The 14,571-nt window shown below is 70.3% G+C and carries 15 protein-coding genes; 7 read left to right on the forward strand and 8 right to left on the reverse strand.

The window, feature by feature from the left end:
- Positions 1–348 precede the first annotated feature (348 nt).
- The gene (locus ACWD1Z_RS28015) at positions 349–999 is read right to left on the reverse strand and encodes a DNA-3-methyladenine glycosylase (RefSeq protein WP_451122360.1); all 651 of its coding nucleotides are present in this window, start codon (positions 997–999) and stop codon (positions 349–351) included.
- Between the two features lie 138 nt (positions 1,000–1,137).
- On the opposite strand from ACWD1Z_RS28015, the gene ACWD1Z_RS28020 reads away from it, so the two are divergent.
- The 3 genes from ACWD1Z_RS28020 (at position 1,138) to ACWD1Z_RS28030 (ending at position 3,153) form a co-directional block, all read left to right on the forward strand.
- A complete protein-coding gene (locus ACWD1Z_RS28020) occupies positions 1,138–1,920 on the forward strand; it encodes a sporulation protein (protein WP_451122361.1) in 783 nt (260 codons plus the stop codon).
- 40 nt (positions 1,921–1,960) lie between these two features.
- Positions 1,961–2,500 (forward strand): YbhB/YbcL family Raf kinase inhibitor-like protein, encoded by a 540-nt coding sequence (locus ACWD1Z_RS28025; RefSeq protein WP_451122362.1) that lies wholly within the window; start codon positions 1,961–1,963, stop codon positions 2,498–2,500.
- 146 nt (positions 2,501–2,646) lie between these two features.
- Positions 2,647–3,153: an HNH endonuclease gene (locus ACWD1Z_RS28030; protein ID WP_451122363.1), complete on the forward strand. Its 507-nt coding sequence runs from the start codon at positions 2,647–2,649 to the stop codon at positions 3,151–3,153.
- Between the two features lie 120 nt (positions 3,154–3,273).
- Here ACWD1Z_RS28030 and ACWD1Z_RS28035 read toward each other — a convergent pair whose 3' ends face one another.
- From ACWD1Z_RS28035 to ACWD1Z_RS28045, 3 genes are all read right to left on the reverse strand, one after another.
- Entirely contained in the window at positions 3,274–4,218 is a 945-nt protein-coding gene (locus tag ACWD1Z_RS28035; RefSeq protein WP_451122364.1) for an SPFH domain-containing protein, read from the reverse strand.
- Between the two features lie 155 nt (positions 4,219–4,373).
- Positions 4,374–4,805 carry an NfeD family protein gene (locus ACWD1Z_RS28040; RefSeq protein WP_451122365.1) on the reverse strand — a complete coding sequence of 144 codons (432 nt, stop codon included), beginning with the start codon at positions 4,803–4,805 and terminating at the stop codon, positions 4,374–4,376.
- A 54-nt stretch (positions 4,806–4,859) separates the two neighbouring features.
- The gene (locus ACWD1Z_RS28045) at positions 4,860–5,651 is read right to left on the reverse strand and encodes an ABC transporter ATP-binding protein (RefSeq protein ID WP_451122366.1); all 792 of its coding nucleotides are present in this window, start codon (positions 5,649–5,651) and stop codon (positions 4,860–4,862) included.
- Positions 5,652–5,788: 137 nt separating this feature from the next.
- Between ACWD1Z_RS28045 and ACWD1Z_RS28050 the strand changes: the two genes are divergently transcribed.
- On the forward strand, positions 5,789–6,577 hold the full coding sequence (locus ACWD1Z_RS28050; protein ID WP_451122367.1) for a hypothetical protein: 789 nt from the start codon (positions 5,789–5,791) through the stop codon (positions 6,575–6,577).
- Positions 6,578–6,727: 150 nt separating this feature from the next.
- Here ACWD1Z_RS28050 and chpE read toward each other — a convergent pair whose 3' ends face one another.
- From chpE to ACWD1Z_RS28065, 3 genes are all read right to left on the reverse strand, one after another.
- Entirely contained in the window at positions 6,728–6,976 is a 249-nt protein-coding gene (gene chpE / locus ACWD1Z_RS28055; RefSeq protein ID WP_451122368.1) for a chaplin ChpE, read from the reverse strand.
- Between the two features lie 155 nt (positions 6,977–7,131).
- Positions 7,132–7,773, reverse strand: coding sequence for a response regulator (locus ACWD1Z_RS28060; protein ID WP_451122369.1), 642 nt, complete (start codon positions 7,771–7,773; stop codon positions 7,132–7,134).
- Positions 7,766–8,911 carry a GAF domain-containing sensor histidine kinase gene (locus ACWD1Z_RS28065; protein ID WP_451122370.1) on the reverse strand — a complete coding sequence of 382 codons (1,146 nt, stop codon included), beginning with the start codon at positions 8,909–8,911 and terminating at the stop codon, positions 7,766–7,768. The genes ACWD1Z_RS28060 and ACWD1Z_RS28065 overlap by 8 nt, the downstream gene beginning before the upstream one ends.
- Positions 8,912–9,110: 199 nt before the next feature.
- Between ACWD1Z_RS28065 and ACWD1Z_RS28070 the strand changes: the two genes are divergently transcribed.
- The 3 genes from ACWD1Z_RS28070 (at position 9,111) to ACWD1Z_RS28080 (ending at position 11,936) form a co-directional block, all read left to right on the forward strand.
- Positions 9,111–9,809 (forward strand): SDR family NAD(P)-dependent oxidoreductase, encoded by a 699-nt coding sequence (locus tag ACWD1Z_RS28070; RefSeq protein ID WP_451122371.1) that lies wholly within the window; start codon positions 9,111–9,113, stop codon positions 9,807–9,809.
- Positions 9,806–10,891: an S-adenosylmethionine:tRNA ribosyltransferase-isomerase gene (locus ACWD1Z_RS28075; RefSeq protein WP_451122372.1), complete on the forward strand. Its 1,086-nt coding sequence runs from the start codon at positions 9,806–9,808 to the stop codon at positions 10,889–10,891. The genes ACWD1Z_RS28070 and ACWD1Z_RS28075 overlap by 4 nt, the downstream gene beginning before the upstream one ends.
- A 298-nt stretch (positions 10,892–11,189) precedes the next feature.
- On the forward strand, positions 11,190–11,936 hold the full coding sequence (locus ACWD1Z_RS28080) for a transglycosylase SLT domain-containing protein (RefSeq protein ID WP_451122373.1): 747 nt from the start codon (positions 11,190–11,192) through the stop codon (positions 11,934–11,936).
- Between the two features lie 78 nt (positions 11,937–12,014).
- Here the strand turns inward: ACWD1Z_RS28080 and ACWD1Z_RS28085 are convergent, their stop codons facing one another.
- Positions 12,015–14,537, reverse strand: a complete 2,523-nt coding sequence (locus ACWD1Z_RS28085; protein WP_451122374.1) for an FHA domain-containing protein — start codon at positions 14,535–14,537, stop codon at positions 12,015–12,017.
- Between the last annotated feature and the right edge of the window lie 34 nt (positions 14,538–14,571).

The raw sequence follows: 14,571 nt of genomic DNA on the forward strand, positions 1-14,571 counted from the left end.
GTTGAGTTCTCAAGGAACGGTCGCTTCCTTTGTACTCACCCTCTCGGGCTTTCCTCCGGGCTTCCCTTCGGTCTTGCGTTTCCGACTCTATCAGACCTTTTCGGGTCCGATTCCCGGTCGGCGGGATTTGTCTTTTGGCCTCGCGGCCTTTCGACATTCACTACGTTAGCCGATTCCCCGCCCGACTCATAATCGAGTCTCCGCGCTTCCGAATTCAGACATGCAGGCACGCCAAATTCGATCCCGCTGAGGGAAGTCGTAGGTAGTGGTTTGGCCGCTCCGGCTGCAGGCGATTGCCGTACCCGGTTCAGCGGCTCGGGCCACGTTACGCGCCTCCCCAGCGGCGAGTCAACTTCGGCGGCGCCTCGGGACATGGGCCCGATAGGGGCTCACGGTGGGGTCGTCGGCGATCCAGTAGCGCCAGGGGTGGAGGTCGCCATTGCCCCCATCTCCGGACACACCGGTACGGGGGCCGTTCCGGACCTGGTCAGAGGGGGTCGGCCTGCCCGTCAGGATCCTCAGCGGGGTCTCGCCCGGGGCGCAGGCGTCCGTACCGTCGAGGGCTCGGTCCACGCCGAGGGCGGTGGCGAGGCGGGCCGGGCCTTTGGCCAGTTCCTTGTCATTCCGGGCCGAGAGGCGACGTCCGCGTGCCAGTTCGGCGCCCTCGATGATCTCGCCGGCACGCAGCAGGACCGCGCTCGCCGTGCCGTCGGGGCCGCAGACCAGGTTCATGCAGTGCCACATGCCGTAGGTGAAGTAGACGTACACATGGCCGGGCGGACCGAACATCACGTCGTTGCGGGCGGTGCGACCGCGGTACGCGTGGGAGCCGGGGTCGTCAGGGCCGTTGTAGGCCTCCACCTCTGTGAGGCGCAGGAGGATCGGACCGTCCGGGGTGGAGCGTACGAGGATGCGGCCCAGGAGGTCGGGGGCTACTTCGAGGACGGGGCGGTCGAAGAAGTCTCTGGGGAGCGGCGTACGGTCGGGGGTCGCGATCATGCCGTCCGAGGGTAGTGCAGACGGGTGACGGTCACGGGGTGGTCAGGGGCCCTCCCCCTTGCGAGGGTGAGGGTAAGGAACCGGCCACCGCCGGATCGCGTTTGTAGGGATCAAGGACGTCGTCGTAGAGGGAGTGTCATGGGGTTCAAGAAGCTGCTCGCGAGTCTGGGGGCCGGCGGGGCTTCGGTCGAGACCGTGCTGACCGAGGTCAATGTCGTGCCCGGCGGTGTGGTCCAGGGTGAGGTGCGGATCCAGGGCGGTTCGGTCGGCCAGCAGATCGAGGCGCTCTCGGTCGGGCTCCAGGCCAAGGTCGAGGTCGAGAGCGGCGACGAGGAGTACAAGCAGGACATCGAGTTCACCAAGGTGCGGCTCGGTGGTGCCTTCGAGCTCCAGGCCGAGGCCGTGCACGCGGTGCCGTTCGGGCTTGAGATCCCGTGGGAGACGCCGATCACGACGATCGACGGGCAGGCGCTGCGCGGGATGCAGATCGGTGTGACCACCGAGCTGGAGATCGCGCGCGCGGTGGACTCCGGCGACCTGGACATGATCAACGTGCACCCGCTGCCGGCGCAGAAGGCGATCCTGGACGCGTTCGTCCAGCTGGGCTTCCGCTTCAAGAACGCGGACATGGAGCGCGGGGTCATCCGCGGTACGCGGCAGAAGCTGCCGTTCTACCAGGAGATCGAGTTCTTCCCGCCGCAGCAGTACCGGGGCATCAACCAGGTCGAGCTGAGCTTCGTCGCGGACCAGAACGCGATGGACGTCGTGCTGGAGATGGACAAGAAGCCGGGTCTGTTCAGCGCGGGCAGCGACACCTTCCGGTCCTTCACGGTGGGGCTGAACGACTTCCAGGGCACCGACTGGGCGGCGTACCTCAACCAGTGGCTGTCCGAGGTCGGCAGCAAGCGCAACTGGTCCTAGGCTCGGAGGCCACTGAACGTTCCGATCAGGAGGTACCGAGGTGACCGAGCTCAAGAGGCGGCCGCTCCCCCATGACTTCCATCCGCCCGTGCCGTCGTTCACGGTCACGAGTGAGGACGTCTCGGAGGGCGCGACCCTCAAGGACGCTCAGGTCTACGCGGCCGGCAACACCTCGCCGCAGCTGCGGTGGGAGGGCTTCCCGCCGGAGACCAAGAGTTTCGCCGTGACCTGCTACGACCCGGACGCCCCTACGGGCAGCGGGTTCTGGCACTGGGTGGTGTTCGACATCCCGGCGTCGGTCAGCGAGTTGCCGGCGGGTGCGGGCAGCGGCAAGTTCGAGGGTCTGCCCGAGGGTGCCGTGCAGGCGCGCAACGACTACGGGTCGAAGGAGTTCGGCGGGGCGGCGCCGCCCGCCGGGGACGGGCCGCACCGGTATGTGTTCACGGTGTACGCCGTGGACCAGGAGAAGCTCGGTCCGGATGCGGACGCCTCGCCGGCCGTGGTCGGTTTCAATCTGCGGTTCCACACGGTGGCGCGTGCGCAGCTCATCGGTGAGTACGAGGTGGCCGCCGAAGCCTGACGTTCATTGAACGTTTGCCCGTCCCTGGTCTTGGAAGTGATCAGGGGCGGGCACTTTTTATTTCGTTGTCCATCTCGGCGTGCCCGGCCAGAGTTGATCCCAGCCCGCCAGGGGGTGGGCCGCTGCGCACAGGAGGTGGGCTGGTCATGCGGGACACGCTGGTACTGAACGCGAGCTTCGAGCCGCTGTCGACGGTGACGTTGAACCGAGCCGTCGTTCTGGTGCTTCAGGACAAGGCCGTCGTTGAGCAGTCCCACCCCGAACTGCGCATGCGCGGAGCCGCGGTCGACATACCCGCGCCCCTGGTGATCCGGTTGTGCCGGTACGTACGGGTGCCGTTCCGAAGACGAGCGCCGTGGTCGAGGCGAGGGGTGCTGGTCAGGGACCGGCACAGGTGCGCGTACTGCGGTCGTCGGGCGACGACCGTGGACCATGTGGTGCCGCGGTCGCAGGGTGGTCAGGACACCTGGCTGAACACGGTGGCCTCGTGCGCGGAGGACAATCACCGCAAGGCGAACCGGACTCCGGAGGAGGCGGGAATGCCGTTGCTTCGGGAGCCGTTCGAGCCGACGCCGGCCGATGCGATGTTGCTGTCACTGGGGGCGGAGGACTTCTCGGCGCTGCCGGAGTGGTTGGCTCGGGAGGCTGCGTAAGCGTCTGCCGGGAGCGGTTCGTGTGCGGGTGCGGGAGCGTTGTGGCTGGTCGCGCAGTTCCCCGCGTCCCTAAGGGAGTTGGGGTCCGCCTTCCTCTGAGGCGGACCCCGTTGTCGTAGCTCAGTCGATGCTCGGCTTCTCTCGGCGTTCCGTGCCGCTGTTGCCTGAGTTGCCGCCTGAACCGCCGCCCATGCCGCCGAAGTTGCCCATCGCGCCGGACAGGCCCTTGAGGGCGTCGCCGATTTCGCTGGGGACGATCCAGAGCTTGTTGGCGTCGCCCTCGGCGATCTTCGGGAGCATCTGGAGGTACTGGTAGCTGAGGAGCTTCTGGTCCGGGTCGCCGGCGTGGATCGCCTCGAAGACCGTACGGACCGCCTGGGCCTCGCCCTCGGCGCGCAGGGCCGCTGCCTTGGCCTCGCCCTCGGCGCGCAGGATCTGGGACTGCTTCTCGCCCTCCGCCGTGAGGATCGCGGCCTGGCGGGTGCCCTCGGCGGTGAGGATCGCGGCGCGCTTGTCGCGGTCGGCGCGCATCTGCTTCTCCATCGAGTCCTGGATGGAGGTGGGCGGTTCGATCGCCTTGAGCTCGACGCGGTTGACGCGGATGCCCCACTTGCCGGTGGCCTCGTCGAGGACGCCGCGCAGGGCCGCGTTGATCTCCTCGCGGGAGGTCAGCGTGCGTTCGAGGTCCATGCCGCCGATGATGTTGCGCAGCGTGGTGACCGTCAGCTGCTCGATCGCCTGGATGTAGCTGGCGACTTCGTACGTGGCCGCGCGGGCGTCCGTCACCTGGTAGTAGATGACGGTGTCGATGTTCACGACCAGGTTGTCCTGGGTGATCACCGGCTGCGGCGGGAAGGGCACGACCTGTTCGCGCAGGTCGATGCGGTTGCGGATGGTGTCGATGAACGGGACGACGATGTTGAGGCCCGCGTTCAGCGTCCGTGTGTACCGGCCGAAGCGCTCGACGATGGCGGCGCTGGCCTGTGGGATGACTTGGATCGTCTTGATCAGGGCGATGAAGACCAACACCACCAGAATGATCAAGACGATGATGACCGGTTCCATCGTCGGCTCCCCGTACCCTTCTCCGCCTCGGCGCTGTCGCGGATCCTGTGGATCCTAACTGCTGCAGATCTTATGTCTGTTGAAGATCTTGCCGGTTGAGTCTGACAGACCGTCGTGTGCCCCGTGTGGTGTTCCAGCGGTTACGTCGTGCGAGGTCACATGACGATCGCCGTGGCCCCCTCGATGTCCACCACGTCCACCGCCTGCCCCACTTCGTAGGTCTGGCCGCCGTCGAGGGAGCGGGCCGACCAGATCTCCCCGGCGAGCTTGATCCGGCCGCCGGAGGCGTCCACGCGCTCCAGGACGACCGCTTGCTTGCCCTTCAACGCCTCGACCCCGGAGATGAGTTGGGGGCGCTGGCTGCGATGGCGGGCGGCGATGGGCCGTACGGCGAGGGCCAACGCCACCGAGACTACGGCGAACACGAGGACCTGGAGGACGACTCCGCCACCGAGTCCGGCCACGGCCGCGGCTGCCAGGGCGCCGACGGCGAGCAGGCCGAGTTCGGGCATTGCGGTCATCACGAGCGGGATTCCGAGCGCGGCCGCGCCGATGAGCCACCACACCCATGCGTCGATGTCGTTCACGTCGTCATGGTAGGTCCGGACAACCTGCCGCCGACAGGGCGCAGTTCGGGTGGATCAGGACAGCGGGAGGCCCTGGGCGGTCCAGCGGTCGCCGATCTGCTCGACGACGAGCGGGAGACCGAAGCACAGGGAGAGGTTGCGGGAGGTGAGTTCGAGCTCCAGCGGGCCGGCGGCGAGGACCTTGCCCTGGCGGATCATCAGGACGTGGGTGAAGCCGGGGGCGATCTCCTCGACATGGTGGGTGACCATGATCATCGACGGGGCGATGGGGTCGCGGGCGAGGCGGCCGAGGCGGCGTACGAGGTCCTCGCGGCCACCGAGGTCGAGGCCGGCGGCGGGCTCGTCGAGGAGGAGCAGCTCGGGGTCGGTCATCAGGGCGCGGGCGATGAGGGTGCGCTTGCGCTCGCCCTCGGAGAGGGTGCCGAACTTCCGCTCGACGTACTCGCTCATGCCGAGGCGGTCGAGGAAGGCGCGGGCGCGCTGCTCGTCGACCTCGTCGTAGTCCTCGTGCCAGGTCGCGGTCATGCCGTAGGCGGCGGTGAGCACGGTCTCCAGGACGGTCTGGCGCTTGGGGAGCTTGTCGGCCATGGCGATTCCGGCCATGCCGATGCGGGGGCGCAGGTCGAAGACGTCGACCCGGCCGAGGGTGTCGCCGAGGACGGTGGCGGTGCCCTTGGTCGGGAAGAGGTAGCTGGAGGCGACGTTGAGGAGGGTGGTCTTGCCGGCGCCGTTGGGGCCGAGGATGACCCAGCGCTCACCCTCCTTCACCGACCAGGAGACCTGGTCCACCAGAGCCCGGCCCTCGCGGACCACGGATACGTCCTGAAGCTCCAGAACATCGCTCATGAGCGCGTTGTCTCCCCTTGCAGTGTGACCGGTCTGGCGTCTCGGTGGTCGCGTGCGCCGGTGGGCGCACCCCTCGACGAAATCTACGCCACCGGTCGGGCGCTTCATTCCATCGGTACGGTCCTTAGGGTGGGGGCATGTTCTCGGAACCACGTGCAGGGCGCCTCGCCGCTTGGGGAAATGCCCTTTTGGCCGGACTCGTGTCGCCGGATGACGGTGTGCTCGCGATCGTCGGGGACGACGCCGTGCACCGGGTGGAGGGACTGCCGGGCGAGTCCGGGCCGGTCGGGCTGACGTTGGCGCTCGGGCGGCTGCGGGCGCTCGGGGTGAGCGGTCTGCGGGTCGCGTTGCCGGCGCCGGGGCATCCGCTGGGGCTGAGCGGGCCGCCGGAGTTCAACGCGCGGGCGTTGGAGGCCGAGGAGGCGGTGGTCTGTCACGGGGCCGCGTTCGGGCTCGTGCCCGAGGTGTACGCGGTGGGGCCCGACGGTGATGTGCACGTCGAGGTGGTGTGGCAGGTGCTGCCGGTGCGGGAGGCGCCGCCCGCGGATGTGCCGTCGCTCGGTGAGGCCGAGCGGGAGCTGGCGGAGGCCCTGCGGGAGGCGACCGAGGTGTTGTCCCGGCTGGATGTCGCCGGGTCGGGGCCGGTGGCCGAGGCGGCGATCGACGCGTACCGGGCGCGGGCCGAGCGGGGGCGGGAGGCGCTGGCGCCGGGGTATCCGCCGCGGGCGGTGCGGGTGCTGGAGCTTGCGCAGCGGGTGGGGATGCTGGTGTCCCTGGCCTCCGGGAACGGCCACGGCGCCGCGGTGACGTCCGGGGAGATGGCGGCCCGGGCCGCCGCGCTGCGGCCGGTGGAGCGGACGGCACGGCGGGCTCAGGTGGCCGCGTACAACGCGTATGTGGAGGAGCGGGAGCGGGGGGTTCGGTGAGCGGTGCGGCACCGCTGGTCGGAGTCCGCAGCGGTGTCGCATCGCCGCTCCGAGCCGGCTGCGGTGTCGCACCCGTCCGAGCCGGCCGCGGAAACGGCCTCCCGGGCGAGCCGGGAGGCCGGAGTCACTGGTCGCCTCGCGGCGCGCGGGTCAGTGATTGACACCCAGGTTGCCGAAGGCCGGGTTCAGCGCGCCGATCACGTTCACGCTGTTGCCGACCGCGTTGACCGGGACGTGGACCGGAGCCTGGACGACGTTGCCCGAGCCGACGCCCGGGGAGCCCACGGCCTTGCCGTCGGCCAGCGCCCCGCCGTCGGTGGCGGAGGCCATCCCGGCCCCGGCGGCGATCAGTCCGCCGGCCACCATCGTCACGGCCGCTGCCTTCTTCAGGTTCTTCACTTCTGACCCCTCCTAGCGATCACCGCGGCAGTCGCCGCGGCACGCATGGAGAACGGCGGAGATCCACGAAGGATGCGGCCATCCGGGGGACATTCCCACGACGGTATGAATCTCAGTCCGGAGCGGAACCCTCCGTATTGCCGTGCGCCGCGCCCTTATCCAGCCATACCGTGACGTACCGCCCACAGGGCCGCCTGGGTGCGGTCCGCCAGGTCGAGCTTCATCAGGATGTTCGACACATGGGTCTTCACCGTCTTCTCGGAGAGGACCAGCGCACGGGCGATCTCCCGGTTGGAGCGGCCGTCCGCTATCAGCCCGAGCACCTCGCGCTCCCGGTCGGTCAGCGAACCGGCTCTGCCCTGGCCGGGGCCCGATTCCTCCTGGGACAGCAGGGCCCCGGCGACCTCGGGCTGGAGCAGGATGTGCCCGGCGTGGACGGAGCGGATGGCGCCGGCCAGGGCGTCGGGATCGACGTCCTTGTAGACGTAACCGGCGGCTCCGGCGCGCAGGGCCGGGACCACGGTGCGCTGTTCGGTGAAGCTGGTGACGATCAGCACGCGGGCGGGGTTGTCCAGCTCGCGGAGCTTGCGCAGGGCGTCGACGCCGTCCATGCCCGGCATCTTGACGTCCATGAGGACGACGTCGGGCCGCAGTTCCTCGGCGCGGGCGACTCCCTCGGCCCCGTCGGACGCCTCGCCCACGACCTCGATGTCGTCCTGTACTTCGAGGAACGTGCGCAGGCCCCGGCGGACGACCTGGTGGTCGTCGACGAGCAGTACCTTGATCGGGTCAGCCACCGGGGACCTCCATCTCGATCGTGGTGCCCTTGCCGGGCGCCGATTCCACGGTGAGTGTGCCGCCGACCCCGCTGGTCCGGTCCCGCATGGAGACCAGGCCGAGATGGCGGCCCGCGCGGCGGACGGTCTTCGGGTCGAAGCCGCTGCCGTTGTCCGTCACCCGCAGCACCGCTCCGGCGCCGGAACGGTGGAGGGTCACCTCGACGCTGTCCGCGCCCGAGTGGCGCAGGGCGTTGTGCAGGGCCTCCTGGGCGACTCGGAGCAGAGCCTCCTCCTGCGCGGCGGGCAGTGCTCGCACCCCGCGCCCGTCGAAGGTCACGCGGGCGCCGTGGGCGCGGTCCAGGACCTGGACGTGGGTGCGCAGCGTGGCCACCAGGCCGTCCTCGTCGAGGGCCGCGGGGCGCAGCTCCACCACGGCGGCGCGCAGTTCGTCCGCGGCCTCCGCGGCGAGCACGGCCACCTGCTGGAGCTCGCCCTTGGCGCGGGCCGGGTCGCGGTCGACGAGGGCCGTCGCGGCCTGCGCGGTCAGGCGCAGGGAGAACAGCTTCTGGCTCACCGCGTCGTGCAGTTCGTGGGCGAGGCGGGAGCGCTCCTCGGCGATGGTGAGTTCGCGGCTGCGCTCGTACAGGCGGGCGTTGGTCAGGGCGATGGCCGCGTGCTGGGCCAGGATCGCGAGGAGTTCCTCGTCCTGCGCGGTGAAGCCGCAGGCGCCCTCGGGCTTGGCGCACCGCTTGTTGGCGAGGAACAACGCGCCGATGACCTCTTCGCCGTCGCGGATCGGCAGGCCCAGGAAGTCGGACATGTCCGGGTGGGCGGAGGGCCAGCCCTCGAAGCGGGGGTCCTTGCGGACGTCGGCGAGGCGCTCGGGCTTGGCCTCGTGCAGCATCGAGGCCAGGATGCCGTGCTGGCGCGGGAGGGGGCCGATGGCCTTCCACTGCTCGTCGCTGACGCCGTCGACCACGAACTGGGCGAAGCCGCCGTGGTCGTCCGGGACGCCGAGGGCGGCGTACTGCGCGTCGAGCAGTTCGCGGGCCGAGGCGACGATCGTCTTGAGGACGTCGCGCACCTCCAGATGCCTGCTCATGGCCAGCAGCGCGGAGCTCACCGCCGCCAGACCGGACCCTGGACCTTGATTCATGTCCTCACGGTACCGGCGGGGTGTGACAGTCCGGATCGGACCTGTGGCCGCCTCCGCCTAGGCCGGTGGCCCTAGGTCTCGGGTCCCCGGGCGCAGGCCCCCCGCCAAAGGGACCCGGCGCTCTGCGGCCCGCGTCCGAGGCGGTCCGGGCGGGCCCGTTCCTAGGTTGAAGGCACTTCGATCCGGGAGGAGATGTGTCATGCCGGTAGCGATCATCACGGGGGCCTCGAAGGGGCTGGGGCGGGCGCTGGCCGAGGCGCTGGCCGCGCGGGGCTGGGATCTGGTGCTCGACGCGCGCACGGAGAGGGTGCTGAAGGAGACGGCGGCGGTCGTCTCCGGGCACGGCACGCGCGTGGAGGCGCTGGCCGGGGATGTCACGGACGCCGGGCACCGGGCGGCGCTGGTGGCCACGGCCTGGAAGCTGGGCGGTGTCGATCTGCTGGTGCACAACGCGAGCGCGCTGGGCGCCGAGCCGCTCGTACGGCTGGAGGAGCTGCCCCTGGAGGGGCTGCGGCGGGCGCTGGAGGTGAACACGGTCGCCGCGCTGGGCCTGGTCCAGGAGGCGCTGCCGCTGCTGCGGGCGTCCCGGGCCGGCACGGTCGTCACGGTCAGCTCGGACGCCGCCGCCGAGGCGTACGAGACGTGGGGCGGCTACGGGGCGTCCAAGGCGGCCCTCGACCACCTGGCGGCGGTGCTCGGCGCGGAGGAGCCCGGGCTGCGGGTGTGGGCGGTGGATCCCGGGGACATGGCCACCGACCTGTACGCGGCGGCCGTACCGGACGACGACGGGGAGCGGCCGGCGCCGGGGAGTGTGGTGCCGGCGTTTCTGCGGTTGCTGGACGAGCGGCCGGGCAGCGGGCGGTACGCGGCGCCGGCGCTGCTGGCGGGTCGGCGATGACGCTGGCGGTGCGGGTGCCGCCGGAGCTGTCGGCGCGGGTGCCGGCGGAGCAGCGGGGGCCCGGGCTCGGGCGGGACTCGGTGCGGCTGCTGGTGTCGCGGGGGACGGAGGTGGCCCATCACGTGTTCCGCGAGCTGCCCGGGTTGTTGCGGGCCGGGGACCTGCTGGTGGTGAACACCTCGCCGACGCTGGCCGCCGCGGTGGACGGGGAGATCGGGCACGCGCGTGTGGTGGTGCACTTCTCCACGCGCGGGGACGACGGGCGGTGGGCGGTCGAGCTGCGGGGTCCGGACGGCAAGGGCACCACGCGGGCGCGTGCGGGCGGTCCGGCGGGGGCGCGGGTGCGGTTGCCGGGCGGGGTGCGGCTGGTGTTCGAGGAGCCGCTGAGCGCGGACGGTGCGCGGCTGTGGTGGGTCCGGGCGTCCGGTCCCGGGGTGCTGGGGATGCTGCGGGAGCACGGGCGGCCCATCCGTTACTCCTATACGGAACGCGATCAGCCGCTGTCGGCGTACCGGACGGTGTTCGCGCTGGAGTCGGCGGACGGGTCCGGCAGTGCGGAGATGCCGAGTGCCGCGCGGCCCTTCACGGCGCGGATGGTGGCGGAGCTGGTGAGCCGGGGGGTGCGGTTCGCGCCGGTCACCCTGCACACCGGGGTGGCCTCGGCGGAGGCGCACGAGCCGCCGTATCCGGAGCGGTTCGCGGTGCCGGAGTCCTCGGCCCGGCTGATCAACGCGGTGCGGGCCGGTGACGGGCGGGTGATCGCGGTGGGGACGACCGCGGTGCGGGCCGTGGAGTCGGCGGTGGGCGCGGACGGGGCGGTACGCGCGCGTGCGGGGTGGACGGATCTCGTCATCACCCCGGAGCGCGGGGTGCGGGTGGTGGACGGGCTGCTGACGGGGCTGCACGAGCCGGAGGCCTCGCATCTGCTGATGCTGGAGGCGGTCGCGGGGCGGGCGGCGATCGGCCGTGGGTACGAGGAGGCGCTGCGCGGGCGCTACCTGTGGCACGAGTTCGGGGACGTGCATCTCCTCCTTCCGGCGGAGGACCCTCACCCAGAGCATTGCTCCAGCAACTGCCGGTGAGGTTGTTACCCGCCCGATGTGAGGCCGCGCATAGGACCCAGATCACGTACGAAGGTACATAGGAGGTAAAGGGCCCCCAGGTGAGCGGGAAAGACGTTCCTGTCTGTCCCGATTCGCCCTTCCCTGATCCACTATCGGGGATCGTACGTCACACCTTTGCCTGGCCATTTTGCGGCCGCTAACAATGGCTCCCGTCGCTCAACGCCGTGGGTCCGCCCGCGGCGTTTGTGCCGGAAGCACCCGTGTCCCCCGCCGGACAGCGAGCGACCTCCGCGCTACTCGAAGAGGTCTCCCCGCCATGCCCAAGAACATCCCCACCCCTGGTCGTCGTGCGGTGACCAGGCAGCACAAGATCGCGCTCGCAGGTGTCGCCACGCTCGGCGCCGCCGCCCTCGCCTTCTCCGCGGTGCCGGGCAATGCGCAGACCACGACGACCGCCGAGCCCGCCGCTGCCCAGGTCGCCTTCAAGACCGAGCAGATCAAGGACGTCAAGGCCAGCGTCACCGACCAGCTCGCGAGCGCCAGCCTGAAGGCCGAGGCCATCGCGGCCGAGAAGAAGGCCGCCGCCGACGCCGCCGCGAAGAAGAAGGCGGAGGCCCAGAAGAAGGCCGCCGCCGAGGCCGCCGCCAAGAAGAAGGCCGAGCAGGCCCGCAAGGCCAAGGAGGCCGCGAGCCGGTCCGCCGCCCGCCCCCAGGCCAAGCCGGTCGCCGCGAAGAAGACCTACGCCAACAACCTTGACGGCTGGATCAAGGAGGCGCTGGACATCATGGACAAGCACAACATCCCCGGCACCTACCACGGTCTGCACCGCAACATCATCCGGGAGTCCTCGGGCAACCCGAACGCGATCAACAACTGGGACATCAACGCCCAGAACGGCGTCCCGTCGATCGGCCTGCTCCAGGTCATCAAGCCGACCTTCGACGCCTACCACGTCCCCGGCACCGCCTGGAGCCAGTACGACCCGGTCGCCAACCTGACCGCCGCCGCCAACTACGCTGCCGACCGCTACGGCTCGATCGACAACGTCAACAGCGCGTACTGAGGCCGGCGCGGGCCTCGGTACGGAACGCCGAAGGGCGGCACCTCCTGACGGGTGCCGCCCTTCGGGGTCGTACGGGGGTTACTTGCGCATGACCTCGGGCTCGTGGCGGCGCAGGAAGCGGGCCACGAGGACGCCGCAGATCACGCCGAGCACGATCAGGGCGATCATGTCGAGGCTGTAGGCGCCGACCGTGTGGTCCCACAGCGGGTCGGTGTCGCCCTTCTCCTTGGGCGGGCTGATGTTGTTGAAGTCCAGCGTGGCGCCCGCGGCGGCGACCGCCCAGCGGGACGGCATCAGGTACGAGAACTCGTTGACGCCGGGGCTGCCGTGCAGGGCGAACAGGCAGCCGGTGAACACGACCTGGACGATCGCGAACATCACCAGCAGCGGCATGGTCTTCTCGGCGGTCTTCACCAGCGAGGAGATGACCAGGCCGAACATCATCGACGTGAAGCCCAGGCCCATGATCGGGATGGACAGTTCCAGCAGGACCGCGGTCTTGCCCTCGCCGAGGATCAGCGCCTCGTCGGGGATGGTCCGGCTGGAGAAGCCGATGGCGCCGACCATCAGGCCCTGGAGCACGGTGATGGTGCCGAGCACGATCACCTTGGACATCAGGTACGCCGAGCGCGACAGGCCGGTGGCCCGCTCCCGCTCGTAGATCACCCGTTCCTTGATCAGCTCACGGACGGAGTTGGCGGCGCCCGCGAAGCACGCGCCGACCGCGAGGATCAGCAGGACCGTGGTGGCCGTGCCGTTCGGGACGGGCATGCCGGTCCCCGGGTTCACCTGCCGGACCAGCAGGTCCTTGTCCGGGTCGATGAGCAGGCTGACCGCGCCGAGCACGGCCGGCAGGATCACCGTCAGGGCCAGGAAGCCCTTGTCGGAGGCGATCACCGACACATAGCGGCGGACCAGGGTCAGCAGCTGCGAACCCCAGCCCTGCGGCTTGGGCGGGCGCATCGCCTGAGCCGACGGCATGTGTACGGACTGCGGGGCGACCGCGTCGATGTCCGCGGCGTACATCTGGTAGTGCTGCGAGCCCTTCCAGCGGCCCGCCCAGTCGTAGTCGCGGTAGTTCTCGAAGGCGGAGAAGACGTCGGCCCAGGTGTCGTAGCCGAAGAAGTTCAGCGCCTCCTCGGGCGGGCCGAAGTAGGCGACCGCGCCGCCCGGCGCCATCACCAGGAGCTTGTCGCAGATCGCCAGCTCGGCCACGGAGTGGGTGACGACGAGGACCGTACGGCCGTCGTCGGCGAGGCCGCGCAGCAGCTGCATGACATCGCGGTCCATGCCCGGGTCGAGGCCCGAGGTGGGCTCGTCCAGGAAGATCAGCGACGGCTTGGTGAGCAGTTCCAGGGCCACCGAGACGCGCTTGCGCTGGCCACCGGAGAGGGAGGTGACCTTCTTCTCCTTGTGGATGTCCAGCTTCAGCTCGCGCAGCACCTCGTCGATCCGGGCCTCGCGCTCGGCCGTCGTGGTGTCGGCGGGGAAGCGCAGCTTGGCCGCGTACTTGAGGGCCTTCTTGACGGTCAGCTCCTTGTGCAGGATGTCGTCCTGCGGGACCAGACCGATGCGCTGGCGCAGCTCGGCGAACTGCTTGTAGAGGTTCCGGTTGTCGTAGAGGACATCGCCCTGGTTGGCCGGGCGGTAGCCGGTGAGCGCCTTGAGCAGCGTCGACTTGCCGGATCCGGACGGGCCGATGACCGCGACCAGCGACTTCTCGGGCACGCCGAAGGAGACGTCCTTGAGGATCTGCTTGCCGCCGTCGACGGTGACCGTCAGATGGCGGGCCGAGAAGGAGACCTCACCGGTGTCGACGAACTCCTCGAGGCGGTCGCCGACGATCCGGAACGTGGAGTGGCCGACGCCGACGATGTCGGCGGGGCCGAGGAGCTGCGAACCGCCCTTGGCGATCGGCTGGCCGTTGACGTAGGTGCCGTTGTGCGACCCCAGGTCACGGATCTCCATCCGGCCGTCGGGCGTCGAGTGGAACTCGGCGTGGTGCCGGGAGACCTGGAGGTCGGAGACGACCAGCTCGTTCTCCAGGGCACGGCCGATGCGCATCACACGGCCGACGGCGAACTGGTGGAACGTGGTCGGGCTGCGGTCGCCGTAGACCGGCGGCGCCCCCGCGCCGACGCCGGGGCCCTGCTGCTGGGGAATGCTCGGCGCGCCCTGCTGGGGCTGCTGCCAGCCGGCCCCCGGGGCCTGCTGCTGCGGCGGTGCCTGCTGGGCCCAGCCCGGGTTCGCGCCCTGGGCGGCGTACGGCTGCTGCTGGGACTGCGCCTTCGGCACGGACACGCCGGCCGCGGCACCGGTCAGGCTCAGGCGCGGGCCGTCGGTCGCGTTGCCCAGGTGCACGGACGAGCCGGGGCCTAGCTCCAGCTGGTGGATCCGCTGGCCCTGCACGAACGTGCCGTTGGTGGAGCCGTGGTCCTCGATGGCCCAACTGCGGCCGCTCCAGCTGATCGTGGCATGCCGCCAGGAGACCCTGGCGTCGTCCAGCACGATGTCACCCTGCGGATCCCGTCCGAGGGTGTATGTCCTGGACGGATCGAGCGTCCAGGTTTGTCCATTCAATTCCAGTACGAGTTCCGGCACTCCATGCCCCACTGAGTAGTCCCCCGAGTTACCC

It is taken from the genome of Streptomyces sp. NPDC002784, assembly GCF_053592135.1.

Excerpts from the sequence above, each read along its gene's own strand:
- ACWD1Z_RS28065 (WP_451122370.1), bottom strand. The coding sequence starts at position 8,911 with ATGAATCAAGGTCCAGGGTCCGGTCTGGCGGCGGTGAGCTCCGCGCTG.
- ACWD1Z_RS28020 (WP_451122361.1), top strand. The coding sequence starts at position 1,138 with ATGGGGTTCAAGAAGCTGCTCGCGAGTCTGGGGGCCGGCGGGGCTTCG.
- ACWD1Z_RS28075 (WP_451122372.1), top strand. The coding sequence starts at position 9,806 with ATGACGCTGGCGGTGCGGGTGCCGCCGGAGCTGTCGGCGCGGGTGCCG.
- ACWD1Z_RS28080 (WP_451122373.1), top strand. The coding sequence starts at position 11,190 with ATGCCCAAGAACATCCCCACCCCTGGTCGTCGTGCGGTGACCAGGCAG.
- ACWD1Z_RS28030 (WP_451122363.1), top strand. The coding sequence starts at position 2,647 with ATGCGGGACACGCTGGTACTGAACGCGAGCTTCGAGCCGCTGTCGACG.
- ACWD1Z_RS28070 (WP_451122371.1), top strand. The coding sequence starts at position 9,111 with ATGCCGGTAGCGATCATCACGGGGGCCTCGAAGGGGCTGGGGCGGGCG.
- ACWD1Z_RS28015 (WP_451122360.1), bottom strand. The coding sequence starts at position 999 with ATGATCGCGACCCCCGACCGTACGCCGCTCCCCAGAGACTTCTTCGAC.
- ACWD1Z_RS28035 (WP_451122364.1), bottom strand. The coding sequence starts at position 4,218 with ATGGAACCGGTCATCATCGTCTTGATCATTCTGGTGGTGTTGGTCTTC.
- ACWD1Z_RS28045 (WP_451122366.1), bottom strand. The coding sequence starts at position 5,651 with ATGAGCGATGTTCTGGAGCTTCAGGACGTATCCGTGGTCCGCGAGGGC.
- ACWD1Z_RS28050 (WP_451122367.1), top strand. The coding sequence starts at position 5,789 with ATGTTCTCGGAACCACGTGCAGGGCGCCTCGCCGCTTGGGGAAATGCC.